Source organism: Micromonospora sp. CPCC 205739 (genome assembly GCF_036906795.1).
Taxonomy (GTDB): Bacteria; Actinomycetota; Actinomycetes; order Mycobacteriales; family Micromonosporaceae; genus Micromonospora.
In genome coordinates this window covers 1-24,562 of the sequence record NZ_JBAKHS010000041.1, presented here as the reverse complement: position 1 = coordinate 24,562, position 24,562 = coordinate 1, and the positions used below count along the sequence as shown (strand labels likewise).

Here is a 24,562-nt window from a genome sequence, read left to right as displayed (position 1 = left end):
CGGGTGCAAGCACCACGATCAGGCGCTCACAAAGTTCCAAGGGGAAAGTCTTCGTCCGGCAGGCTTCGCGAGCCGGGGGGCTCACGGCGCCGGGACCATGTGTAACGACCCTCGGCCCGCCATCATTCCGGGGCCTGGCATCCCAGGCCGGCCACGTCATCGGGCCAGGCCAGCGGGATTGCTGCTGCGATCGTCCAGGTGATGTAACGACCCCGGGCCGGCCACCATTCCGCCGCCAGGGTGCCGCCGGTCACGGGATGCTCCGGCACCTAGCGGCCCAGGCCGCCCAAACGGGCACACCGACCCGATCCGTACCGGGCCGACGTTGCGGTCGGGGCGAGCCCGTCTCTGACCCGACCCAGCCAACGCCCTCGCCGAACCAGCCCACGGCGGCCGACCGACCCGGACATTCCGCGACCCGGGCTCCGGACAACCGGACACACCACGCACGGCGGACAGCCGCCCCGCATCGGCGGCCGACTCCCCGCCGCGACGCTCATCCCCTTGGGCAAGCGGATCGCCCCGGACGACGCGAACCCGCCGGCCAGCCCCATGCCGCCCCGGAACCACCCACGAGCCACCGCCTCGGACGGCGGGTTCTGCCATTGGCAGATCCGCTACCGGTGAACCGGGGACCCGTCCGCGGCCGGGACAGGACAGGCTGGGACGCATGAGACTCCTGGTGCTGGGCGGAACAGGCTTCGTCGGCGGCGCGACCGTGGCCGAGGCGGTACGCAGAGGCTGGTCGGTGACGGTGTTCAACCGCGGTGTGCACGGCGCCGTCCCGGCGGGCGTACACCGGTTGCGGGGTGACCGGACGGCGCCGGACGGCCTGGCGGCGCTGGCCGGTGGGGAGTGGGACCTGGTGGTGGACACCTGGGACGGCGCGCCGCGGGCGGTGGGGGACGCGGCGCGGGCGCTGGCCGGGTCGGTGCCGCACTACGTCTACGTCTCCAGCGGCTCCGTCTACGCCCAGCCGGTGCCGACCGGGGTGGGGGAGGAGGCGCCGGTGGTGGACGCCGCTCCCGACGCCGACGACGGCGACTACCCGCAGAACAAGGCGGGCGGGGAGCGGGCCGCGGCGCAGGTGTTCGGGGACGGCGCGTTGCTCGTCCGGGCCGGGCTGATCCTCGGGCCGGGGGAGGACATCGGCCGGCTGCCCTGGTGGCTGGAGCGGGTCGCCCGGGGCGGGGACGTGCTGGCACCGGGCCCGGAGGACCTGCCGATCCAGTACGTGGACGTGCGGGACCTGGCCGCCTGGATGCTGGACCGGGGCGCGGAGCGGGTCGGCGGGGCGTTCAACGTGATCAGCCGCACCGGGCACGCGACCATGGGGGAGTTGTTGGCGGCAGTGGTCGCGGCGACCGGGTCGGACGCCCGGCTGCGCTGGACGGGTCCGGAGCGCATCCTGGCGGCCGGGGTGCTGCCCTGGAACGACCTGCCGGTCTGGGTGCCGCGCGCCCACGAGTTCCGCTGGTTGCAGGAGCGGGGCGTGGAGAAGGCGTACGCGTCGGGGCTGACCTGTCGGCCGGTGGCCGACACGGTCGCGGACACCTGGCGGTGGCTGCGGGAGGTGGGGTCGGTGCCGGCGCGGGCCGGGCGACCGGCGCGCGCGGCGGTGGGGCTGGACCCGGAGCGGGAGGCGGCCCTGCTCGGCAGCGCGCGTCCCGCCTGAGTCCCTGCCGGCCCCGGCGACGGGGGCGGGGCCGGCAGCCGCCCGGCGGCACGGGCGAGGGGTACGGCTCAGGCCGACACGACGGGCAGGTCGAGCACCTCGTCGACGCTCCGCCGGGGCGTGGCCACGCCGGGCTGGCCGTAGCCGACCCGCATCACCATCTGCGGCGTGCCGAACCGGCCGAGCGACAACCGCAGCGCCTCGCGCGCCCCCGGCACCTCGATCGGCTGGGACAGCAGGGAGACGCTCAGCCCGGCGTCGATCGCCGTGAGCAGCACCCGTTGCAGGGCCTGCCCGGCCAGGACCTGGTCGGCGGCCGTGTTGCCGGCGGAGCCGAGGACGGCGACCAGTGGCTCCGGCTCGAAGTCCCGGCCCGGGGCGCGGCTGTGGTCGCCGAAGCCGCGCATCGGCAGGCCGAAGCCGCGCATCGGCAGCAGGTCCTGCGGTTCGCTCTGCGGGCCGCCGGCGGCGGCCGGTACTCCGTCGGGCGCGGGTTCGCGGCGGATCCACTCGGTCCGCTCCCGCCGGTAGTCGGGGTCGCGTTCCAGCACCCGGTGGGCGCTGCGGGCGACCTCGGCGAAGGCGTTGACCGCGCTGGTGCCGATGACCAGTTCCAGCCAGCACTGCTCGGCGCGGGCCGCCTCGCCGAGACGCCACCGGGCGTCGGCCGGCACCGGGTCCGGCCAGAACGGCGCGCGGTTGCTGAACCGGCGCGGGATGGCCGCGTACAGGCTGCGGTCGGCGGGGGTGGCGGGCCGGGGCGTGGCCGGGACCAGCCGGGCCAGCACGTCCGGTTCGGTCGGGTACGGCCGCAGCCGCACCGTGGCCGGGGTGCCGGCGACGGCGAGGGCGAGGCGCAGGTTGAACAGGGCCGCCCCGCAGGAGACCCGGGCACCCCAGCCGCTCGGGTCGGTGGCGGGCAGCCGCCGCGTCGGGTCGAGCGACAGCTCGATGCCGCCGTCGCGGAGCCGGAACCGCCAGGGCTGGGTGTTGTGCAGGGACGGCGCGCGGACGGCGTCCGCGGCGGCGGAGCGCAGCTGCGCGACGGTGAAGCCGGTGTCCATGGTGATGCTCCTTCCGTGGCAGGTCGGGCCGCCACCCGCTGGTTCACCTGTACGGTGCGTCACCGGACGGTGGGCGGGGCAGGGCCGGACGGCCTGTCCGCCCGGGACCCCTCTCCCGCGCCGACGCCGTCGGCCCACTCCGCCGGCTCCGGGCCGGCCCAGTCCAGGTAGGGACCTTCGGCCCGTGCGGGCGGCGGCCGGGGCGGGTAGAAACGAGGAATGATCCGGGTGTTTCTCCTCGACGACCACGAGGTCGTCCGTCGTGGCCTTGCCGACCTGCTGCAGAGCAGCGGTGACATCGAAGTGGTCGGCGAGTCCGGCTCCGCGCAGGAGGCCGCCCGGCGTATCCCCGCCCTCCGGCCGGACGTGGCGATCCTCGACGCCCGGCTGCCCGACGGCAACGGCATCGACGTGTGCCGGGACGTCCGGGCGGTGGACTCCTCGATCAAGGGTCTGATCCTCACCTCGTACGAGGACGACGAGGCGCTCTTCGCCGCGATCATGGCCGGGGCGGCCGGTTACGTGCTCAAGCAGATCCGCGGCACCGACCTGGTGGACGCGGTGCACCGGGTGGCGGCCGGCCAGTCCCTGCTCGACCCGGCGATCACCACCCGGGTGCTGGAGCGCATCCGCAGCGGCGTCGAGCAGCCCCGCGAGCTCAAGACGCTCACCGAGCAGGAGCGCCGCATCCTGGAGTACGTCGCCGAGGGGCTGACCAACCGGGAGATCGCCGGGAAGATGTTCCTGGCCGAGAAGACCGTGAAGAACTACGTCTCCAGCGTGCTGGCCAAGCTGGGCCTGGAGCGGCGTACCCAGGCGGCGGTGCTCGCCACCCGCCTGCTCGGCCAGCGGCACTGACCGCCGCCCGCGCCGGGAACGCCCGGCGCTGACCACCGCCCGGCACTGACCAGCCGCGGGACCGCCGCAGCGGTGTCAGTCCCGCAGCGGGACGCACCAGAACAGCTCGGTGCCGTGCGGCTGCGCCCGGCGTACCTCGAACTCGCCGCCGTGCCGCTCGGCGCGCTCGCGCAGGTTGACCAGCCCGCCGCGCGCGGCGGCCGGGTCGCAGCCGACGCCGTCGTCGGTGACGGTGACGGCGACCCGGGCGGCGTCGACCCGGATGGTGACGGCGACGCGGGTGGCCTCGGCGTGCCGGACGGCGTTGGACAGCGCCTCGCGCAGCACGGCGGTGAGGTCGGGGCGGACCGGTTCCGGCACGGCGCTGTCGATCGGCCCGTCCAGCTCCACGGCGGGACGGAAGCCGAGCGACTCGGCGGCCAGGTCGATCGCTTCCCGGATCTCGGTGCGCAGCGCCGCGCTCATCGGGGTGCGCAGCTCGAAGATGGTCCGCCGGATGTCCCGGATGGTGGCGTCGAGGTCGTCGACGGCGGCGTTGATCCGCTTGGCGACCTCGGGCCGGGCGTTCATCGGGGCGGCGCTCTGCAGTTGCAGGCCGGTGGCGAAGAGCCGCTGGATCACCACGTCGTGCAGGTCGCGGGCGATCCGTTCGCGGTCCTCCAGGACCACCAGCAGCTCCCGTTCCTCCTGGCCGCGGGCCCGTTCCATGGCCAGCGCGGCCTGGCCGGCGAAGCTGTCCAGCAACCGCACGTCGTCGTCGGCGGTGCGCGCGGAATCCGGTCGGTGCGCGATCACCAGCACGCCGTGCAGGGTGTCCGCGGCGGCGAGCGGGGACACCACGGCGGGGCCGGCGACCACCGGCGCCGGCCAGGGGGCGGCCTGGGCGAGGTTCTCCACCAGCTCGTGCCGGTGCTCGGTGACCGAACCGGCGAAGCTGGTCTCGGCGGCCGGCAGCACCGCACCGACCAGCCCCCGGTCGGCGCCGTCGGCGGAGTCGACCACCTCGACGGTGAACTGGCCGGCGTCGGCGTCGTAGAGCAGCACCAGGGCCAGCTCCGCCTCGGCGACCTCCCGGGCCCGGCGGGCCACCAGGGTCAGCGCGTCGGTGCGCCGGACCTCGCCGAGCAGCACCGAGGTGATCTCGGCGGTGGCGGCGAGCCAGCGTTCCCGCCGGTGCGCCAGCGCGTAGAGGCGGGCGTTCTCGATGGCCACACCGGCTGCGGCGGCGAGCGCGACCACGATCTCCTCGTCGTCCTCGGTGAACTCCGGGGCGCCCTGCTTCTCGGCCAGGTAGAGGTTGCCGAAGACCTGGTCGCGGATGCGGACCGGCACGCCGAGGAAGCTGTGCATCGGCGGGTGGTGCGGCGGGAAGCCGTACGACTTGGGGTGCCGGGTGATGTCGGGCATGCGCACCGGGCGCGGTTCGTCGATGAGCAGGCCGAGCACGCCCCGCCCGTGCGGCAGGTCGCCGATCCGGGCGTGCAGCTCGTCGCTGATGCCGTGCACGATGAAGTCGTACAGCAACCGGTCCGGCCCGATCACGCCGAGCGCGCCGTAGCGGGCGCCGACCAGCTCGCAGGCCGACTGCACGATGCGTTGCAGGGTGCTGCGCAGGTCGAGGTCGGTGCCGATGCCGACCACGGCGTCCAGCAGGGCGCGCAGCCGCTCCCGGCTGGTGACCACCTCACCGACCCGGTCGAGCATCTCCTGGAGCAGCTCGTCGAGGCGTACCCGGGACAGCGGGCTCAGGCCCAGCGACGGGGCGAGGGGCTCGTGCCGGGGGTTCGGTGTGTTGGCGACCACGCAGGCGATGCTATCGCCGGTGGTCGCCGGGCACGAGATCGTCAGGAGCGCTGCTCGCGCACCGCCGAGGTGTCGACCACCTGCTCGGTGGGGAGCCGCGGGGTGTGCGGCGGCCCCGCGTGCGCCGGGTCCGCGATCCCCAGCCGCACCACGAGGTACGGGAAGCCGAGCCCGCTGAGCAGCTGACGCAGCGTCTGCCGGGTGCCGGGCACCTCCACCACGGCGGAGAGCGGCACCACGGACACGCCGAGGCGGGTGGCGGTCAGCCAGAGCGCGGAGAGCGCCTCGCCGGCGCGCAGCCAGCTGTCCGGCTCGTCCTCGTCGCCGTAGAGCAGCGCGTACACGGCGGCCTTGTCGTGGCCGGGGCCGACCGGCAGGGTGCCGGGGCGGCCGAAGTCGCGGCCGGGGACGGTGGTCTGCGGCTGCTGCTGGGGCAGCACCTCCGGCGGCAGGCCGGTGCCGGCGCCGGCCCGGCTGGTCCAGTACTGCAACTCCTCGCGCAGCTGCGGGTCCTTCGCCTCGACCACCTCGGCGTGGGAGGCGGCGGCGGCCAGCTCCATCACCTGGTCGGAGTCGAGGAGCTGCAGGCGGGTGCCCTCGGCGGCGGCCGCCCGGGCGATGTCACCGATGGCGGCGGTCGGCACCGGCTCGTCACTGACCGGCCGCCGGTCGGTGTGCCGCACCTGCATGCACTGCACCGTGCGCATGGCGTCCGGGTCCGCCCCGGAGCGGTGCAGCCCGGTGAGCCGGGCCAGCAGGTCCGGCTGGGCCGGGTCGGGCAGCCGCTCCACGACCGCCGTCCAGCCCTCAGCGGCCAGCGCGAGCCGGGAGTGGTGCAGCGCCGCGCCGCAGCTGATGGCGAGCAGCCGCCCCTCCGGGTCGGTGGCGGTCAGCTGACGGTCCCGGACGATCCGCAGTTCCAGCGCGTCCGGCAGGACCACCCACCGCCAGGGTTGGGTGTTGTGCACCGAGGGGGCGTAGCCGGCGGTCGCGGCTGCCTCCGCGAGCGCGGTGGTCAGCGGGCGGTCCTGTGCCGGCGTCTCGTGGCTCATCGTGACGACCTTTCGTTTCCCATCGTGCCCACCCCGGCGGCAGCGGGGCGGGTTGCGTTCCATCCTGCGTGATGCCCGGGTCCACCGCAGCGTGGGCGGACCGGACCCGGCGATCGGGGCGCGCAGCCGCGCCCGGTGCCGTCAGCGTTCCCGGGCCACCACGACGGGGCACGAGGCGTGCTGCAGCAGTTGCTGGCTGACCGAGCCGAGCAGCATGCCGCGCAGCCCACCCAGGCCGCGGCTGCCCACCACCACCATCTGGGCGCTCCGGCTGGCTTCCACCAGGGCGGCGGCTGGGTTGCCGGGCAGCACCTCGATGTCGACGCCGGCGTCGGGGAGGGCGTCCCGCCACGGGGCGAGGGCCTCCTGCACCGCCGCCCGTCCCTCGGTGACGGCGGCGCGCTCGTCGTGCTCCGACGTCGGCGCGAGGACCCGCACGACCCGCAGCGGCACCCGGCGCTGCGCGGCGCTCTCGACGGCGAAGCCGAGCGCCACCCGCGCGGACTCGGAGCCGTCGACGCCGACCAACACCGGCCCGGCCGCGGCGGCCTGCCCGGCGCGGACCACCGCCACCGGGCAGTGCGCGTGGGCGGTCACCGCGACGGCGGTCGAGCCGGCGAGCAGGCCGGTGAAGCCGCCGTGCCCGCGGCTGCCGAGCACCAGCAGCCCGGCGTCGGCGGACCGCTCCTGCAACACCAGGGCGGGCGGTCCGTCGTACACCTCGCCCCGCACGGTGACGCCCGGCCGCTCGGCGGTGGCGTCGGCCACCGCCTTGCGGACCAGTTCCTCGACCTGGCGGCGGGCGGTCTCGTCGGGCCAGATACCGGGGGCCACCCCGGGGCCGATCCAGCCGGTCACGGTCAGCCACTCGAAGACGTACGCCAGGCGGACCGCCCGGCCGCTGCGCTGCGCCTCGTCCAGCGCCCACTCCAGCGCCACGCCGGCGTCGGCGGAACCGTCGTAGCCGACCAGGATCTCCGCGCCGCTCATCGCGTCCACCTCCGGCCGGTGAGCGACGGGCTCACTGCCCGCCCCGCACGGCGGGGTCGTCCGCGCGGAGCCAGCGCCACTCGGCGACCCGGGGGTCGTCCTCGCCGTACCGGCGGGTGTGGTCGCGGCAGGACTGCCGGGCGTCGACCATCTCCTGGCGCAGGTGGGCGGCGCGCGCGGCGAGCCCGGGCACCCGGTCGATGACGTCGATGACGAGGTGGAAACGGTCCAGGTCGTTGAGCATCACCATGTCGAACGGCGTGGTGGTGGTGCCCTCCTCCCGGTACCCGCGTACGTGCAGGTTGTCGTGGTTGGTCCGCCGGTAGGTGAGCCGGTGGATCAGCCACGGGTAGCCGTGGTACGCGAAGATGATGTGCTTGTCGCGAGTGAAGATGGTGTCGAACTCGTTGTCGGTCAGGCCGTGCGGGTGCTCCGACGGCGGCTGCAGCCGCATCAGGTCGACCACGTTGACCACCCGCACCTTCAGCTCGGGCAGGTGCCGGCGCAGCAGGTCCGCCGCGGCCAGGGTCTCCAGGGTCGGCACGTCGCCGGCGCAGGCCAGCACGACGTCCGGCTCCGCGCCCTCGTCGGTGCTGGCCCAGTCCCAGATGCCCAGGCCGCGCCGGCAGTGCTGGACCGCCTCCTCCATGGTCAGCCAGTTCGGTGCGGGCTGCTTGCCGGCCACCACCACGTTGATGTAGTGCCGGCTGCGCAGGCAGTGGTCCATGGTGGAGAGCAGTGTGTTGCCGTCCGGCGGCAGGTAGACCCGCACCACCTCGGCCTTCTTGTTGACCACGTGGTCGATGAAGCCCGGGTCCTGGTGCGAGAAGCCGTTGTGGTCCTGCCGCCAGACGTGGCTGGAGAGCAGGTAGTTCAGCGACGCCACCGGCTTGCGCCAGGGGATGCCCCGGGTGACCTTGAGCCACTTGGCGTGCTGGTTGACCATCGAGTCGACGATGTGGATGAACGCCTCGTAGCTGGTGAAGATGCCGTGCCGGCCGGTGAGCAGGTAGGCCTCCAGCCACCCCTGGCACAGGTGCTCGGAGAGCACCTCCATCACCCGGCCGTCGGGGGAGAGGTGGTCGTCGCCGTCGACCGTTTCGGCGACGAACGTCCGGCCGGTGACCTCGAAGGCGGCCCCGAGCCGGTTGGAGGCGACCTCGTCGGGGCCGAAGAGGCGGAAGGTCTGCGGGTTGGCGCTGATCACGTCGCGGACCCACGCGCCCAGTACGCCGGTGGCGCCCATGGCCGGCTCGCCCGGCTGCTGGACGTCGACCGCGTAGTCCCGGAAGTCCGGCAGCTCCAGGTCGCGCAGCACCAGGCCGCCGTTGGTCACCGGGTTGGCGCTCATCCGGCGGGGGCCACGGGGTGGCAGGGCGGCCAGCTCGGCGACCGGGGCGCCGGTGGCGTCGAAGAGCTCCTCCGGCCGGTAGCTGCGCAGCCAGCGCTCCAGCTCGGCCAGGTGCTCCGGGTTGCTGCGCACCTCGGAGACGGGCACCTGGTGGGCCCGGAAGGTCCCCTCGACCCGCTTGCCGCCGACCTCGCGGGGACCGGTCCAGCCCTTCGGCGTCCGGAGGATGATCATGGGCCAGCGGGGGCGCTCGACGGCGCCGCCGGAGCGGGCCCGCCGCTGGATCTCGCTGATCTCGTCGACCGCCCGGTCGAGCGTGGCGGCGAGGGCCTGGTGCACCGTGGCGGGGTCGTCGCCGGCGACGACGTACGGCTGGTAGCCGAAGCCGTGCATCATCTCCAGCAGGTCCTCGCCGGGGATCCGGTCCAGCACCGTCGGGCTGGCGATCTTGTAGCCGTTGAGGTGCAGGATGGGCAGCACCGCCCCGTCCCGGGCCGGGTTGAGGAAGACGTTGGAGAGCCAGCTGCCCGCCAGCGGCCCGGTCTCCGCCTCGCCGTCGCCGATGACGCAGGCGACCAGCAGGTCCGGGTTGTCGAAGGCGGCGCCGTACGCGTGGCTGAGGGCGTACCCCAGCTCACCGCCCTCGTGGATCGAACCCGGCACCTCCGGTGCCACGTGGCTCGGGATGCCGCCGGGGAAGGAGAACTGGCGGAACAGCCGGGCCATGCCCCGCTCGTCCTGGCTGACGGCGTGGTAGAGCTCGCTGTAGGTGCCCTCCAGCCAGGTGTTCGCCACCAGGGCCGGACCGCCGTGGCCGGGGCCGGTGATGAAGATGGCGGACAGGTCACGCTGGACGATGACCCGGTTGAGGTGGGCGTAGAGCAGGTTCAGACCCGGGCTGGTGCCCCAGTGGCCGAGCAGGCGCGGCTTGACGTGCTCGGGCTTCAACGGCTCGCGCAGCAGCGGGTTGTCCAGCAGGTAGATCTGCCCGACGGTGAGGTAGTTGGCCGCCCGCCAGTAGGCGTCCAGCCGGCGCAGCTCGTCTTCGGTCAGTGGGCTGTGCAGATCGAGAGCGGTGTCCATGCTGCAATAGCCTTTCGCGCGTCGGGGACTTCTGCGTCCCTAAGGCGGATATCCACCCGGGCCGGTCCAGCGTCGCCCGCCGGGGCGCGAGCGGATCAGGGCCGTTGGTCCCGGAACCGAGGGGCGTCATGGCCCGTCCGGCGACGTGCCGGTCAGTCCGCGTACGACGATCACCGGCGACGGCGCGTGGTAGAGCAGGCTCTGGCTCACCTCGCCGAGCATCCCGCGCCACGGTTCGTCGCCCCGGGCGCCGACCAGCGCCAGCTGGGCCGACCGCGACTGCTCGACGAGGACGGCGCTCGGGTCGCCGTGGATGGTGTGGCACTCCGCCGCGACGCTGCCGTGCCGCCGCCCGGCCTCGGCCACCGCCTCGATGAGCAGGTCCTCGCCGTCCTCGGCCCGTCCCGGCTCGACGACCCGCACGGCGAGCAGCCGGGCCTGCCGGCGGGCGGCGCAGTCGAAGGCGAAGGCGAGCGCGATCCGCGAACTCGGCGACCCGTCCACCCCGATCAGCACCGGCCCGGCGACGGGCGGCTCAGGGCGGACCACCAGCACCGGGCAGCCGGCCCGGGCCGCGAGCTGCACCGCCGGGGCGTCGGCCGGCGCGCAGCCCCCGCGACCGGCCATGCCACTGTCGCCGATGGCCACCAGGAACGCCGACTGGGAGCGTCGGATCAGCGCCGCGACCGGCGGGCCCTCGACGACCTCGCCGCTGACCGACAGCGCCGGCTCGACCTCGGCGGCGGTCGCGGTGGCCTGCGAGATCATCTCGTCGGCCTCGACGCGGGGTTCGACGACCGAGGTCGCGTCGAACGCCGCCTGCCAGTTGAAGGCGTGCAACAGGACCAGGTCGCGGCCGTGCTCGGCGGCCTCCCGGGCGGCCAGCCGGACGACCTCCATCGCCTGCGGCGACGTGCTGACGCCGACCACCACCGGCGCGCCGGTGGATCCGGTCATCCGGCTCACCTCCCGGGCGCACCGCACGGTACGGCCACGCCGACGCCACCGACGCTAGTCGCGCCGCCGCCCGGGCGGGCCGGGATCGGCACACCGGGGCGGTCACGTTCGGCGTGTCAGGCGGCGGTTCCCGGATGGGCGAGGCCGGCGACGACCAGCGCGACCCCGTCGCGCAGCCGCCGCCGTGGCCGGTCGGGGTCGGTGAGGTCGGCCTCCAGGCAGCGGGTGAGCGCGACCAGCACGTCGGCGACGGCGCGGGCGCGCGGCCCGGCGGCGTCGGCGAGCGCGCCGGCGACCACGTCGGTCAGCTCCCCGGTGTACGCCTCGGCGAGGTCACCGGTGAGCCGGGTGCTGGTGTCGAGGAGTTCGGCGGCGTGCCGGCTCTCCCGGTGCAGCTTCAAGGTGAGGTCGAGCTTGGCGGCGAGCACGTCGTGCAGGCGCTGCTCCAGGTCGGCGCCGGGCGCGGTGGCCGCGCTGCGGGCCTGGGCGAGGGAGTCGGCGAAGAGTCGTTCGGCCAGCCGGCGGTACGCGTCGTCCTTGTTGCGCACGTACTGGTAGACGGCGGGGCGCGACATCCCGGCGGTGGTGGCGATGTCGTCCATCGTGGTGCGGCGCACGCCGTGCCGGGTGAAGCACTCGTACGCGGCGGCGAGGATGGTCTCCAGACGCTCGGTCGACATGCTGACGATAGTTGCACGGAATGTCAGCAAATCAGGGGTGTGCGCCGTCACCCTCGGCCGCGGGCTGGACGCGGAGCACCACGGCGGTGGCGTTGTCCTCGCCGCCCTCGGCGAGGCTGATGGCCAGCAGGCTCCGGACCGCCCGCGTCGGGTCGCCACCCGCGAGGGCCTCCCGCATCCGGTGGTAGTCGACCTGGTCGCTCACCCCGTCGGTGCACAGCAGCCAGGTGTCGCCGACCCGCAACGGCACGGTGAGCAGGTCCGCGTCCGGGTTGTCGGGGTGGCCGACGTAGCGCAGCAGCTGGTAGCGGGCCCGGGCGGCCTCCGGGGAGCCGGCTCGGTGCCAGCCGTGCAGCAGCCCCAGCCAGGCGGCCGTGTGGTCGACGGTCATCAGCTCCAGCACGCCGTCGCGCAGCCGGTACGCCCGCGAGTCGCCGAGCTGGAGCAGCCACACCTGCTCGCCGTCCGGCTCGACCAGCAGGGCGGTCACCGTGCAGCCGGTCAGCTCGGTCAGCCGCGCGCCGGCGGCGCGTACCAGGGAGCGGGCGTCGGCGACCGCCGCGCGCAGCTGGCGCGGGCCGACGGCCGGCCAGTCGGCGCGCACCGCCTCGACCAGCGTGGTCATCGTCGTGGTGCCGGCCACCCGGGCGCCCTCGCCGGAGCCCATGCCGTCGACCACGGCGGCGAAGGGCAGCGTCGGGTCGACGTGCAGCACGTCGAAGTTGGCCGGGTAGCGGTGGCCGACCACGCTGCCGCCGGCGATCTGCAGTGCGACCCGCCCGACGGCGAGACGGCAGGTCGTCGGCTCGGGTCGGTGGGACGGGGCGCGGCGGAACATCAGCGGACCGTAACACCGCAGACGCCCCCGGTACGGGCGTCCGGGGCCGTGTCGGCGACCCGAACCTGTCAACAAAGGTTGACAGGGCGGGGAGTGTCAACGTAAGTTGACGACATGAGTCAGGCAACGGAACTCGCGGCGGCCGCCGGCAGCACCGACCCGAAGGTCGGGCTCCGGGCGGTGCTCGCCCTGCGCCGGCTCCTCGAACGGCTCGAGGTGGTCCAGGTGGACAACGCCCGTCGACAGGGCTGGTCCTGGCAGGACATCGCCGACGCGCTCGAGGTCAGCCGGCAGGCGGTCCACAAGAAGCACGCCGGGCGACCGGCGGTCCGAGGAACCTGGGAGGCGTGATGTTCGAACGGTTCACCGACCGGGCCCGTGCGGTCGTCCACCGCGCGCTCGACGAGGCGCGGGCCGAGCGGCAGCGGCCGGTCGGCACCGAGCACCTGCTGCTCGGCGTCCTCGCCGACGGCGACGCGCTGGCCGGCCGGGTGCTCACCGAGGCGGGGGTGCGCGCCGAGGACCTGCGCGCGGCCATCGCCCGGCACACCACCCCCGGAGCCAGCGGACTCGGCGAGGCCGACGCCGCCGCGCTGCGCGAGATCGGCATCGACCTCACCGCCATCGTCGCCCGCATCGAGGAGTCCTTCGGTCCCGACGCGCTGCGCGAGGCCGCGCCCGCGCCGCGCCGCCGCTGGGGCTTCCGACGGTACGACGACGGCCGGTTCTCGCCCCGCGCCAAGAAGGTGCTGGAGCTCTCCCTGCGTGAGGCGATCCGGCTGCGCCACCGCCACATCGGCACCGAGCACATCCTGCTCGGGCTGCTCACCGAGGCCGGGCTGAACCTCGACGACCTGCGCCGCCGGGTCGAAACCGCCCTGCGGACGGCGGCCTGAACCCGACGACGAGCGCAACCTGCTCCGGCTCCCCCGGCCCGAGCCCGGGCCGGGGGTGACCGAGATCGCCGAGCGCGCGGGCCGGGGCGGGCGGGTCAACCGGTGGCGTCAGATTTGAAACCTGATTGCGGCCAGTGCAACGTCGCCCCGCGTCGGCTCGCTGACCGGCCCCGCTTGCTGCACACTTGCGCCGTGGATGGTGGAGAGCAGACGCGCCCGGTGACCGCCGACGACGCCCCGCCGCGCTCGGCGGTGGTGGTCAACCCCTCGAAGGTGACCGATCTGGACCAGTTCCGCCGCACCGTGGACGACGCCCTCGCCGCCGCGGGCTGGCCCGAGCCGGCCTGGTACGAGACCACGGTCGAGGACCCGGGCCGGGGCCAGACCGAGGCGGCCGTCGAAGCCGGCGCCCAGGTGGTCTTCGCCTGCGGCGGCGACGGCACCGTGATGGCCTGCATCAGCGGGCTGGTCGGCACCGACGCCGCCCTGGCCGTGCTGCCGCAGGGCACCGGCAACCTGCTCGCCGCCAACCTCGGGCTCTCCAACGACCTCGCCGCCGGGCTGCAGGTGGCGGTGGAGCGCGGGATGCGCCGGCTGGACGTCGGCGCGGTCGAGGACCGGTACTTCGCCGTGATGGCCGGAATGGGATTCGACGCCCAGATGCTGCAGGACACCTCCGAGACGACCAAGGCGCGTTTCGGCTGGCCCGCGTACGTGGTGGGTGCCGCGAAGCACCTGCGCGACCGGCCGATGCGGGTGTCGATCCGTGTCGACGGCCGGCCGCCGCTGCGCCGCCGGGCCCGCACCGTGCTGGTCGCCAACGTCGGCCGGCTCCAGGGCGGCGTGCGCCTGCTCACCGACGCCGAGCCCGACGACGGCTGGCTCGACGTGGCCGTGCTCACCCCCCGTACGCTGCGCCACTGGCTGGCCATGGGCTGGGCCCTGGTGCGCCGGCAGGGCAGCGTGCCCCGAATGGAGGTCCTGCGGGCCCGCCGGGTGGAGATCACCAGCAACCGGCCCCAGCCCCGGCAGCTCGACGGAGACCTGATCGAGCCCGGACGCTCGCTCAAGGTCGAGATCAAACCGGAGTCGCTCTGGCTCTGCGTGCCGCGCCCCGAGCGCCATCCCGACCTGGCAGAAGACGCCGACGCCGCGGCGGAGCGGGGTGAGCGGCTGATCGAGGAGGCCCGTCGTGAGTAGCACCAGGCTCGTCCCCGAGACCCGGTTGATGTCGGAGGAGGAGCTCTCCGCCGACGACGCCTGGCACACCCTGCGCCGGCAGGGCGGCTGGTGCCTGCTGCGGGACGCCTTCATCCGGTTCCGCTACGGCGACGGGTTCAGCCACTCCCGGGCATTCGCCCTCCAGCTCTGCCTCGCCGTGGTGCCGTTCATGATCGCGTTGACCGGTCTGATCAGCGAACTCGGCGTGGAGGAGGGCGGCCAGGTGGTCGCCGACACCGTGCTGGCCCTCACCCCCGGCCAGAGCGAGTCGGTGGTCCGCGAGCTGCTCGGCGACGGCGAGCGCACCGAGCGGGCCGGGGAACTGGCGCTCACCCTCGGTCTGCTCACCGGCCTGGTCGCGCTGACCACCACGATGGCCCAGATCGAACGCGGCGCCAACCGGATCTACGGCGTGGAACGGGACCGCCCGGCCCTGGCCAAGTACGTCCGGGCCGCCGTGCTCGCGGTGACCGCCGGTGTGCCGGCGCTGGCCGGCTTCCTGATCCTGGTCGGCGGCGGGGCCATGGGCGAGTCCGTGCAGCGGCACTACGAGTGGGGTGCGTTCGCCGCCGGCGCCTGGGACGTGATCCGCTGGCCGTTGAGCCTCGGGCTGACGGTGCTCGCGGTGGCGGTGCTCTTCCGGCACGCGCCCCGGCGCAACCAGCCCGGCCTGTCCTGGCTCTTCTTCGGCGCCGGCATCGCCACCGCGCTCTGGTGGCTGGCCAGCCTGCTGCTCGCCGGGTACGTGCGGTTCAGTGACGGGTTCGGCCAGACCTACGGCGCGCTGACCGGGATGATGGCCCTGCTGCTCTGGGCCAACCTCACCGGCGTGGCGCTCTTCGGCGGCCTGTCCTTCGCCGCCCAGCTGGAGGCGATGCGGATCGGGGTGCAGGAGCCGGCCCAGCCGGACCTGTGGGAGCCGGAGTCCGAGCGGGAGCCCCTCTACGACACCGGTGACATGACGTCGCTGTAGCCGGGCGTCGCGGGCACCTTCGGTGTACGCGAAGCGCGGATCGGGTACAGCGCCTCGCCAGGAGCGAGAGGGAGGCTGCCGTGAGCGCGGTCATCGACGTGTTACGACGACCCCTGGGTCACTTCACCGAGCGCACGCTCGCCGGCCTGGCACTCGTGCTCGGGACCGGCGTCGGGTTCGGGCTGCTGCTGGTGCTGGTCCGGGTCCGCTGGGCCCCGCTCTACGACGTCGACCACGGCGTGGCGGCCTGGCTCAACGACCTTGTCGCGCCGCACGGGCCGCTGGTGACCGTGCTCAACGCCCTCACCGACCTCGGCGGCCGGGCGGTGATCATCTGGCTGGTCTCGGTCGCCGTGATCGGGCTGCTGATCCGCCGACAGAGCCGGCTCGCGGTGTTCCTGATCGTGACCGGGCTCGGCGCGCTGATCCTCGACCCGGCGCTGAAGACCCTGGTCGACCGGCTGCGCCCCAAGGTGGAGGTGCCGATCGGCACCTACGCCGGGGACAGCTTCCCCAGCGGCCACGCGCTGGGCTCCTTCGTCGCGTACGGGGCGCTGCTGCTGGTGTTCCTGCCGGCCCTGTCGCCCCGCTGGCGCAAGCCGGCGATCGCCCTGGTCGCCCTGGTCGTCTTCCTCATCGGGCTGACCCGGATCGCGCTCGGCGTGCACTTCCTCTCCGACGTGCTCGGGGCCTGGCTGCTCGGTGCCGCCTGGCTCGGCGTCACCGCGTACGCCTTCCGGCTGTGGCGGCTGGAGCGGGGCCGCCGGGTGCCGGCGCTGACCGAGGGGCTGGAGCCCGAGGCCGCGCACGAGGTCGCCCCCGCCCCCGACGAGGCGCACGTGCTGCCGCACCCCCGGGCCGCCGTCTTCGAGCTGCTGGTCGGCTGGGTGCTGGTGCTCGGCGCGCTCTACGGCTTCGGGATGTTCGTCAGCTACCACGCCGGCGGAACCTTCTTCGCCACCCTGGACACGGAGGTGCCGAGGTGGTTCGCCGAGCACCGCACCCCGGGCCGGGACGACGTCAGCTACTGGTGGAGCAAGGCCGGCGACACCCACGCCATCCTGCTCATCTCGCTGGTCTTCTGCCCGCTCGTGCTGGCGGTCTGGCGGCGCTGGCGGCCGGTGCTCTTCGTGGCGCTGACCATGTTCGGTGAGTTGAGCCTCTTCCTCGCCGCCGCCGCGGCGGTGGACCGGCCGCGCCCGCCGGTGGGGAACCTCGACGGCCCCATGCCGACCTCCTCCTTCCCCTCCGGCCACATCGCGGCGACGATCTGCGTCTGGGTGGCGATCACGCTGGTCGTCCTGCCGCGTACCGACCGCTGGTGGCGCTGGCTGTTCGTGGCGCTGGCCGTGATCATGCCGGTCGGGGTGGCCGTCTCCCGGATGTACCGGGGCATGCACCACCCGACGGACTTCATGGGCGCGATCCTGCTCAGCGCGCTCTGGATCGGGCTGCTCTACTGGGTGGTCCGCCCCAACGCCGACGTCTACGAGGGCAACCGGCCGGCGATCGAGTCGGAGCAGATCGGCGAGCTCGACGACGAGCTGGCCAAGGCCGCCCGGCCGCAGTGAGACGCCGCCCATGCTGCGGGTGATGACCTGGAACATCATGACCGGCGGGCGGGACCGCCACGGGCCCGACCGCCGGGACCTGCTGCTCGGGGTGGTCGACGCGCAGCGGCCGGACGTGCTGGCCCTGCAGGAGCTGCGGGGCTTCGACCGGGGTGGGCTGCTGGACGACGTCGCGCGCCGGGTGGGGATGCGCCCGCACCTGGCCCGTTCCTGCTTCGGGCAGCCGGTGGCCGTGCTGGTCCGCCCGCCGCTGCGGGTGCTGGCGACCGGCCGGGTGCGCCGGCCGTTCCACCACGCCGCCGCCTGGGTACGGGTGGCCACCGCGTCGGGGCCGTTGACGGTGTTCAGCACCCACCTGCACCCGTACTCAGGCGGCCGGCGCCGGATGGAGGCGGACTGGCTGGCCGCCGCCGTGCGGCGTACCGGTTCCCCGCTGGCGCTGCTCGCCGGTGACCTGAACACGCTGGAGCAGACGGCGGAGCACAGCGACCGGCTGGCGGGCCTGCCGATGCACTACCGCCGCCGGCACCTGCGCCGCGACGGCGGCACGGTCGACACCCGGGCCGTCGCCCGCCTGCTCGACGCCGGCCTGGTCGACCTCTGGCGGGTCCGCCCCACCGGCGCGACCGAGGCGGACGGGCTGACCGTGCCGACCCGGCACGGCGGGGCGGAGTTCGCCGGCATGCGGCTGGACTACCTGCTCGGCACGGCGCCGGTCGCCGCGCTGACCCGCGAGGTGCGGGTGGTCCGTGGCGGGGACGCCGATCGGGCCTCCGACCACTATCCGGTCGTCGCCGAGCTGGACCTGCGCCCGGCCTGAGCGGCTCGCCGGGTGGGTGCGCCCGCGGTTGATCAACACCAGTTGCGGCGGGTCGGGGCATCCCCGCGGCGGTCACCACGACCCGCCGCATGTCGCGTCGACCAAGGTCCGGGCCGCAACCCGGCAGATACCGGCCGCGCTCCGGCTGTACCGCTGCATCCCGAGGTGCAACCCTTCACGCCGCCACGGCCATCCCCACGGTGACAGCACTGACGACGCGGGGAGCGGCCGATGCACGGCAGCAAAGACCTGGACCTGGTACGGCCGCTCTTCCGGACGGACTGGCTGCCCGACGGGATGACCCACCGGACGTGTGCCAGCCACCGGGGGGAACGGTCCCTGATCGCCTGGGAGGGCCCGGTGACGGGCCCGATGGCCGGCAGCCGGGTGGTGTCGGTGCGGGTGGGACCCGCCGTCGACCTGCCCGCGACGCGGCGTGGCTGGCGGCGCGGCCCGGACGTGTCCGTGCAGGGCCGGACGGCACAGCTCTACGCCGACCCGGACGACGGGCACACCTCGCTGTCCTGGCAGCACCAGCCGGGCACGGCGGTGACCGTGCTGGGCACCAACCTGTCCCATCCGGCGCGGACGCTGCGCCGGATCGCCGAGGGGCTGGTCTGGACGGACCACCCGGTTCGGGTGCCCTTCCGCGCCGCCGCGGCACCCGAGGGCGCGCGCTGGGCGACAACAATCGTGGACTGGCGGCACGGGCGGTGGCGCCGGGCGCGGTGCGGGTACCGGGTGCCGGGCGCGGCGGGCCCGCACGAGGACCTGACCGTCGGTGTGGTCCGGGACGGCCCGACTGCCGCCGGGGTGGACGCCGCGCCGGGCGGCCTCGGGGCGTACCGGGTGGGTGGGCTGGGCGCGGACTGCGCCGCCGAGGTCGTCGTGCTCACCATCCGGGGCCTCGCCGCGGTGGGCGGCCCTGACGGCGCCCTCGCCCTCGCCGCCGCCGTGCGGCTGGTCGACCGTCCCGGAGACGAGGCCGCGTGGCGGCTTCCCTGAGCCGTGCAACCGAACCCGGCCCCACGCCCATCCGTACGGTGAGGACGCCGGTGTCCGGGGACGGGGAGTGGTCGATGCATGCCACGCAACGGCAGGAGTACGTCGAGTTCGTCGAGGCGGTGACGCCGAAGCTGCGCCGGACCGCGTACCTGATGACCGGTGACCGGCACCGGGCCGACGACGTGGTGCAGCAGACCCTCACCCGGCTCTACGTGAAGTGGGGCCGCGCCCGGGGTGCCGACGACGTCGGCGCGTACGTGCACCGGATGCTGGTCAACGCGTTCCGGCAGGAGCGGCGTTCCCGGTGGTTCGGCGTGCAGCTCTTCGAACGGCCACCCGAGCCGGAGCCCCGGGGTGGCGCGCCCGGCCCGGGCGAGTCCCTCGTGGACGCGCTGGCGGTACGCGCCGCCCTGGCGGCGGTGCCGCCCGGCCAGCGGGTGGTGCTGGTGCTGCGCTTCTACGCCGACCTGAGCGTGGAGCAGACCGCCGAGGTGCTCGGCTGTTCGACCGGGAACGTGAAGAGCCAGACGGCGCGGGGGCTGGCCGCGTTGCGCCGGCGGCTGCCGCTGGGCGACGGGACGGAGGTGAACCGGTGAACCGGGACGAGGAGGCGGTGGTCCGGTCGCTGCTGGCCCGGGCGGCGGACGACCTGCCGGCCGGTGGCGTGCCGGCGGAGACACTACTGGTCGCCGGGGAGCGGGCGGTGCGCCGTCGTCGTGGGCTCGCCGTGACCGCCGTCGCGGCGGTCGCCGCCGTCGTGCTGCTGGGGTCCGCCGCGGTGCTGGGCGGACCGGGCACGTCCACCATGCCCGCCGACGGAGGCACGCCGGCGCCCGATCGGAGCGTCCCGACGGCCGGCCCGAGCCGTCCCACCGCGGCCCCGGACCGCTCCACCGCCGCCCCGGGCCGCCCGGTCACGACCCTGGGCGATGCGCCGACGGTGGCACCCTCGCGATTCGACCCGACCCGGCGGTCGTTCCGGCTCGGGTGGGTGCCGCCGGGCGCCATCCACCAGGTGAGCCGCACCGGCGTCGCGATCCAGTCGGCGGGGGCGAACGTGCCCGACCCGCTGGTGCCCGGCGGCCCGGTGGAGCCGGGACCGATGATGGGCATCGCCGGATCGGTCACGGTCCGGATGGGTGCGCGCGGAGTCGACATCTTCTCGCCGCAGCTCCGCTCCGTGCTCACCGATCAAGTGCCTTCGCCGCAGGCTCCCGGTACGCCGGTCGCACCGGTGGACGGGCATCCGGCGTATCTGTACACCGACCGGGAGCAGACGCTGCTGTCGTGGCAGTACGCGCCGGGCGGCTGGGTCTCCGTCACCGTCCGGAGCCTGGAGCGGCCGGAGGAGGTCGCGCGACAGGTGGTGGCCGGCCTTACCTGGCAGGACGAGCGCGTCACCGTGCCGTTCCGGTCGGTCGACGTTCCGCCCCGCGCGACGCTCATCGGCGTCGAGTTGCGCACCTGGGAGGGCCGGTGGCTGGACGCCGAAGCGCACTACCTCGTGTCCGGCGCGACCGGGGACGAGGCGAACCGTGGGGACCTCTCGATCGGGGTGAGCAACGGGATGTACGACGGGGACGGCAGCGACCTCGGCGGCTCCACCACCCGGGTGGACGGCCGCGTCGGCGCGGCGGTGGACGGGCCGAAGGGCCTGGGCGCCTACCGGGTCGCGCAGGTGCCCGGCTGCCGGGACTGCGTCGCCGAGGTCGACACCGAGTCGCCGGCCGCCCTGAAGGCTGTCGGTAACCGCTCCGGGGCCCTCCGCCTGGCCGCCGCCATCCGCTTGGTCGCCAACCCCACCGACCCGAGGACGTGGCGCCCGCTGTGACCGACAGTGTGGCAGCGGGCCCGGGAGGTGGGGCGAGCTCAGATGATCACGTTGAGCAGCACCGTCAGCACGACCGAGGCGAGGATCGAGAAGAGGATCATCAGGAGGCAGCCGAGGCCGCCGCCGAGGACACGGACCTCCGTGTTGCCGATGCGCATGGTTCCACCTTGTGAGTCTCGGGGGTGAGCAGGATTCGGATCGCGTCGGCCACCTGCCGGGGCGCGGTGGCGACCACGTTGTGCGCGGCGCGCGGCACGTTCGCCGTGCGCGCGTGCGGGATCAGCCGGGCCACCTCGGTACGCCAGGCGGGCGGCGCCACGGTGTCCCTGGCCCCGGCCAGCACCAGGGTCGGCGCGGTGATCCGGACCAGGTCCTCCTCCACCGGGTTGCGCACCGAGTGCGACACGGTGGCGTACACCCGCCAGGGGCGGGCGTCCCACACGTCGCGGAGCAGGATCGGGGCCTGCAGGGGCGCCTCCGCCACGGTGTCCAGCAGCCAGCGGCCGATCAGCCCCCGGCGGGACCGGGCGGCCGGGTCGCTGGTCGGGCCGGCGAGCACCACCGCGCGGACCGCCGCGGGTCGGCGGGCGGCCAGCGCGGCGACGACCTCCGCGCCGAACGAGTGCCCGAGCAGGCAGACCGGCGGCAGCCGGTACGCGGCCAGCCAGGCCGCCAGGAACGCGGCGTGCCGGTCGACGTCGTACGCCCGCCCGGGGCGCGCGGTCAGCCCGAAGCCGGGCAGGTCCGGCACGTACACCGGATGGGTGGCCGAGAGCGCGAGGGCCAGCGGGGTGAGGTAGCGGTGGGACACGGCGAGCCCGTGCACCAGCACCACCGGCGGCGCGCCGCTGCCCGGGTTCCGGGAGCGCCGAGTGTGCGTCCGCAGGCCGTCCACCAGCCGCCACTCGCTGGTGAGCCCGGCGGCCGGCCGGGGTGCGGCCAGGGCGAGCCGCAGCTCCGCCGTCCCGAAGCGTCCCGGTGCCCGCTGGCGCAGCCTCACAGCTCGCGCAGCCGCGGCAGCAGCTCCTCCTGCGCCCAGTCCAGGAACATCGGCTGGGTCTCCCCGCCCACCTGCACGACCGCCACATGGGTGAAGCCCGCGTCGACGAACTGCTTGAACGCCTCCACGTGCCGCTCGACGTCGGGGCCGCAGGGAACGCCCTCGGCCACGTCCTCCTCGCGGACGTACTGGGTGGCGGCGGCGAAGGCCTCCGGGCCGGGCAGGTCGGCGTTGACCTTCCAGCCCATGCCGAACCAGCGGAACTGGTCGTGCACGATCTTGCGGCACTCGGCCTCGTCCGGGCCGTAGCAGATGGCCACCTGGCCGTAGCGGGGCTGGCCGGCGCCGCCCGCGTCGTCGTAGAGCTGGATGATCCGGCGGTCGGGTTCGGTGGCGACGATGCCGTCGGCGTACTCGGCGGCGAGCGCGGCCGACGACGGTCCGGAGGCGGCGACGGCCATTGCGACGGGCTCGTCCGGCCGGTCCCACAGGTACGCCTCGGGGACGTCGAAGTGGTTGCCGGAGAAGGTCAGCGTCTCGCCGTTGAGCAGCGGCCGGATGATCTGCAACGCCTCCTCGAACATCTCGTGCCGCTGCTGCACGTGCGGCCAGCCGCCGACCACGTGCTCGTTGAGGTTCTCGCCGGCGCCGAGGCCGAGGGTGAACCGGCCGTCGGAGAGCGTGCCGATGGTGCTGGCCTTCTGCGCGACGACGGCCGGGTGGTAGCGCAGGATCGGGCAGGTCACGAAGGACATCAGCTCGGCGCGGCTGGTGGCGTGGGCGACCGCGCCCAGCACCGACCAGGCGTACGGGGAGTGGCCCTGGGAGTCCAGCCACGGGTAGTAGTGGTCGGAGATCACCAGCTGGTCGAAGCCGGCCGCCTCCGCCCGTACCGCGTAGTCGACCAGTTGCTTGGGGCCGGCCTGCTCGCACATCAGGGTGTAGCCGACGGTGACCATCCTGGTTTCTCCTTCCGCCCGACCGATCGTCACGGGATACCCCGCCCGGTGCGGGTCAACCCCGGCCGTCCCCTTTCGGCGCGCCATCCGCCCCGGGCTCCGGCGCCCACCACCGACCCTTGACGGCAGTTCGGGCGGCGGCCTAGGGTCCGGCTTAACCGGTTCAGAGCCGGTGGCGTCACATCCTGTGGTGGGGATGCCGCCCGTGTGGCGGCCCGCGGTCGGCGTGGGCCGCCACCACTCCGTACGCGGAGCGGGTCCTTCACTTAACCGGTTGCTTTCCCCATCGCATCGTCCTACGCTGATGCCTGCGCGCGACCAGGGAGTCGAGCGGCGGCTACCGGGCTACAGCCGCCACGACCGTCGTCACCACCGCAACCCCGCCAGGGCACGGGGTCGACCCTGAGGAATGCCATGAGAAAGCGACTCACCGTCGCCGGCGCCGCCCTGCTCACCCTCCTCGCCGCCGTCTTCGCGTTCGTCCAGCCGGCCCACGCCGCGGCCGGATTCTCGGTCGCCAACGGCCGGCTCTACGACGCCAACGGCACCGAGTTCGTCATGCGCGGCGTCAACCACGCCCACACCTGGTACCCGCAGCAGACCAGCTCCTTCGCCAACGTCAAGGCGCTGGGCGCGAACACCGTCCGGGTGGTGCTGGCCACCGGCGACCGCTGGGCGAAGAACAGCGCCGCCGACGTCAGCAACGTCATCTCGCTCTGCAAGGCCAACCGGCTGATCTGCGTGCTGGAGGTGCACGACACCACCGGCTACGGCGAGCAGAGCGGGGCGATCACCCTCGACCGGGCGGTCGACTACTGGCTGAGCATCGCCGGCGCGCTCAACGGCCAGGAGAAGTACGTCATCGTCAACATCGGCAACGAGCCGTACGGCAACCAGGGCTACGCGACCTGGGCCACCGACAGCGCCAACGCGATCAAGCGGCTGCGCGCCGGCGGGATCGCGCACACCATCATGGTGGACGCCCCGAACTGGGGCCAGGACTGGTCCTTCACCATGCGGGACAACGCCGCGACCGTGTTCAACGCCGACCCGGCGAGGAACACGGTCTTCTCGATCCACATGTACGGCGTCTTCGACACCGCCGCCGAGATCACCGACTACCTCGGCCGGTTCCGCAGCGCCGGGCTGCCCATCGTGGTCGGCGAGTTCGGCTTCAACCACTCCGACGGCAACCCGGACGAGGACACCATCCTCTCCTACAGCCAGGCCAACCGGATCGGCTGGCTCGGCTGGTCGTGGAGCGGCAACGGCGGCGGTGTCGAGTACCTCGACATGGCCACCAGCTTCGACCCGACCCGGCTGACCAGCTGGGGCCAGCGGATCTTCAACGGCACGAACGGCATCAGGGCCACCGCCCGGGAGGCCTCGGTCTACTCCGGCAGCACGCCGACCCCGACGACCCCCACCCCGACCACGCCGCCGCCCACGACGCCCCCGGCCGGCGGCTGCACGGCCAGCTACACGATCGTCAACCAGTGGCAGGGCGGCTTCCAGGGTGAGGTGAAGGTGACCGCCGGCTCGGCCGCCATCACCGGCTGGACGACGAGGTGGACCTTCACCGGAGGCCAGACGGTCAGCCAGTCCTGGAACGCCGCGCTGAGCGGCTCCGGCGGGGCGTACACCGCTCGCAATGTCGACTACAATGGCCGGCTCGGCGCCGGCGCCAGCACCAGCTTCGGCTTCATCGCCAGCTGGAACGGCACCAATCCCGTACCCGCGGTGACCTGCACCGCGAGCTGAGCTTCGGCGTAGCACCGGTGGCCGGGTCCGCACGGACCCGGCCACCTCGACTGTCGGGTACGCGATGAGCTGCGTCGTTCGCCTCAGCGGAGCTGCGAGGGTGAACTGTCATGGCTCCCCTCTGTGTCAAGCCATCGTCGGGAGTGGGGTTCTAAGCTGGGTGGTGGCGGGTCC

At 74.3% G+C, this 24,562-nt stretch carries 21 protein-coding genes and 2 pseudogenes; 13 read left to right on the top strand and 10 right to left on the bottom strand.

The genetic code is table 11. The annotated features are described in order from the left end of the window. Nucleotides 1-670: 670 nt before the first annotated feature. Nucleotides 671-1,675, top strand: a complete 1,005-nt coding sequence (locus V6U88_RS29805; RefSeq protein WP_334458229.1) for an NAD-dependent epimerase/dehydratase family protein — start codon at nucleotides 671-673, stop codon at nucleotides 1,673-1,675. Nucleotides 1,676-1,743: 68 nt separating this feature from the next. On the opposite strand, the gene V6U88_RS29800 is transcribed toward V6U88_RS29805, so the two are convergent. Continuing rightward, on the bottom strand, nucleotides 1,744-2,739 hold the full coding sequence (locus V6U88_RS29800; RefSeq protein WP_334458228.1) for an Acg family FMN-binding oxidoreductase: 996 nt from the start codon (nucleotides 2,737-2,739) through the stop codon (nucleotides 1,744-1,746). Nucleotides 2,740-2,958: 219 nt separating this feature from the next. Here V6U88_RS29800 and V6U88_RS29795 point away from each other — a divergent pair, with 219 nt between their 5' ends. After that, nucleotides 2,959-3,597 carry a response regulator transcription factor gene (locus tag V6U88_RS29795; protein ID WP_334458227.1) on the top strand — a complete coding sequence of 213 codons (639 nt, stop codon included), beginning with the start codon at nucleotides 2,959-2,961 and terminating at the stop codon, nucleotides 3,595-3,597. A gap of 75 nt (nucleotides 3,598-3,672) precedes the next feature. Here V6U88_RS29795 and V6U88_RS29790 read toward each other — a convergent pair whose 3' ends face one another. From V6U88_RS29790 to V6U88_RS29760, 7 genes are all read right to left on the bottom strand, one after another. Beyond that, on the bottom strand, nucleotides 3,673-5,346 hold the full coding sequence (locus V6U88_RS29790; protein ID WP_334458231.1) for a GAF domain-containing sensor histidine kinase: 1,674 nt from the start codon (nucleotides 5,344-5,346) through the stop codon (nucleotides 3,673-3,675). A 95-nt stretch (nucleotides 5,347-5,441) separates the two neighbouring features. Continuing rightward, the gene (locus V6U88_RS29785; RefSeq protein ID WP_334458226.1) at nucleotides 5,442-6,452 is read right to left on the bottom strand and encodes an Acg family FMN-binding oxidoreductase; all 1,011 of its coding nucleotides are present in this window, start codon (nucleotides 6,450-6,452) and stop codon (nucleotides 5,442-5,444) included. 141 nt (nucleotides 6,453-6,593) lie between these two features. Beyond that, the gene (locus V6U88_RS29780) at nucleotides 6,594-7,442 is read right to left on the bottom strand and encodes a universal stress protein (RefSeq protein ID WP_334458225.1); all 849 of its coding nucleotides are present in this window, start codon (nucleotides 7,440-7,442) and stop codon (nucleotides 6,594-6,596) included. 31 nt (nucleotides 7,443-7,473) lie between these two features. Beyond that, a complete protein-coding gene (locus V6U88_RS29775) occupies nucleotides 7,474-9,876 on the bottom strand; it encodes a phosphoketolase family protein (protein ID WP_334458224.1) in 2,403 nt (800 codons plus the stop codon). 126 nt (nucleotides 9,877-10,002) lie between these two features. Continuing rightward, nucleotides 10,003-10,833: a universal stress protein gene (locus V6U88_RS29770; protein WP_334458223.1), complete on the bottom strand. Its 831-nt coding sequence runs from the start codon at nucleotides 10,831-10,833 to the stop codon at nucleotides 10,003-10,005. A gap of 116 nt (nucleotides 10,834-10,949) precedes the next feature. Next, the gene (locus V6U88_RS29765) at nucleotides 10,950-11,513 is read right to left on the bottom strand and encodes a TetR/AcrR family transcriptional regulator (RefSeq protein WP_334458222.1); all 564 of its coding nucleotides are present in this window, start codon (nucleotides 11,511-11,513) and stop codon (nucleotides 10,950-10,952) included. Between the two features lie 31 nt (nucleotides 11,514-11,544). Next, nucleotides 11,545-12,351, bottom strand: a complete 807-nt coding sequence (locus tag V6U88_RS29760; protein ID WP_334458221.1) for a PP2C family protein-serine/threonine phosphatase — start codon at nucleotides 12,349-12,351, stop codon at nucleotides 11,545-11,547. Nucleotides 12,352-12,465: 114 nt separating this feature from the next. Between V6U88_RS29760 and V6U88_RS29755 the strand changes: the two genes are divergently transcribed. From V6U88_RS29755 to V6U88_RS29715, 10 genes and pseudogenes are all read left to right on the top strand, one after another. Next, the gene (locus tag V6U88_RS29755) at nucleotides 12,466-12,702 is read left to right on the top strand and encodes a helix-turn-helix domain-containing protein (RefSeq protein ID WP_088963234.1); all 237 of its coding nucleotides are present in this window, start codon (nucleotides 12,466-12,468) and stop codon (nucleotides 12,700-12,702) included. Then, nucleotides 12,702-12,884 (top strand): annotated as a pseudogene (locus V6U88_RS30430) (Clp protease N-terminal domain-containing protein); the annotation flags it as partial. The gene V6U88_RS29755 and the pseudogene V6U88_RS30430, both read left to right, overlap by 1 nt. Nucleotides 12,885-13,076: 192 nt before the next feature. Further along, a pseudogene (locus V6U88_RS30425) lies at nucleotides 13,077-13,247 on the top strand (Clp protease N-terminal domain-containing protein); the annotation flags it as partial. Between the two features lie 192 nt (nucleotides 13,248-13,439). Then, nucleotides 13,440-14,447, top strand: coding sequence for a diacylglycerol/lipid kinase family protein (locus V6U88_RS29745; RefSeq protein WP_334458219.1), 1,008 nt, complete (start codon nucleotides 13,440-13,442; stop codon nucleotides 14,445-14,447). Beyond that, nucleotides 14,440-15,441, top strand: coding sequence for a YihY/virulence factor BrkB family protein (locus V6U88_RS29740; protein ID WP_334458218.1), 1,002 nt, complete (start codon nucleotides 14,440-14,442; stop codon nucleotides 15,439-15,441). The genes V6U88_RS29745 and V6U88_RS29740 overlap by 8 nt, the downstream gene beginning before the upstream one ends. A gap of 80 nt (nucleotides 15,442-15,521) precedes the next feature. Continuing rightward, entirely contained in the window at nucleotides 15,522-17,012 is a 1,491-nt protein-coding gene (locus tag V6U88_RS29735) for a phosphatase PAP2 family protein (RefSeq protein WP_334458217.1), read from the top strand. A gap of 10 nt (nucleotides 17,013-17,022) precedes the next feature. After that, a complete protein-coding gene (locus tag V6U88_RS29730; RefSeq protein ID WP_334458216.1) occupies nucleotides 17,023-17,832 on the top strand; it encodes an endonuclease/exonuclease/phosphatase family protein in 810 nt (269 codons plus the stop codon). A gap of 231 nt (nucleotides 17,833-18,063) precedes the next feature. Next, a complete protein-coding gene (locus V6U88_RS29725) occupies nucleotides 18,064-18,837 on the top strand; it encodes a hypothetical protein (protein ID WP_334458215.1) in 774 nt (257 codons plus the stop codon). A gap of 74 nt (nucleotides 18,838-18,911) precedes the next feature. Next, a complete protein-coding gene (locus tag V6U88_RS29720) occupies nucleotides 18,912-19,433 on the top strand; it encodes a SigE family RNA polymerase sigma factor (protein ID WP_334458214.1) in 522 nt (173 codons plus the stop codon). Then, nucleotides 19,430-20,668, top strand: a complete 1,239-nt coding sequence (locus V6U88_RS29715; RefSeq protein WP_334458213.1) for a hypothetical protein — start codon at nucleotides 19,430-19,432, stop codon at nucleotides 20,666-20,668. The genes V6U88_RS29720 and V6U88_RS29715 overlap by 4 nt, the downstream gene beginning before the upstream one ends. A gap of 100 nt (nucleotides 20,669-20,768) precedes the next feature. On the opposite strand, the gene V6U88_RS29710 is transcribed toward V6U88_RS29715, so the two are convergent. Beyond that, nucleotides 20,769-21,668, bottom strand: coding sequence for an alpha/beta fold hydrolase (locus V6U88_RS29710; protein ID WP_334458212.1), 900 nt, complete (start codon nucleotides 21,666-21,668; stop codon nucleotides 20,769-20,771). Further along, the gene (locus V6U88_RS29705; RefSeq protein ID WP_334458211.1) at nucleotides 21,665-22,627 is read right to left on the bottom strand and encodes a TIGR03557 family F420-dependent LLM class oxidoreductase; all 963 of its coding nucleotides are present in this window, start codon (nucleotides 22,625-22,627) and stop codon (nucleotides 21,665-21,667) included. Before V6U88_RS29705 ends, V6U88_RS29710 begins: the two co-directional genes overlap by 4 nt. Nucleotides 22,628-23,041: 414 nt before the next feature. On the opposite strand from V6U88_RS29705, the gene V6U88_RS29700 reads away from it, so the two are divergent. After that, entirely contained in the window at nucleotides 23,042-24,388 is a 1,347-nt protein-coding gene (locus V6U88_RS29700; protein ID WP_334458210.1) for a cellulase family glycosylhydrolase, read from the top strand. Nucleotides 24,389-24,562: the final 174 nt, after the last annotated feature.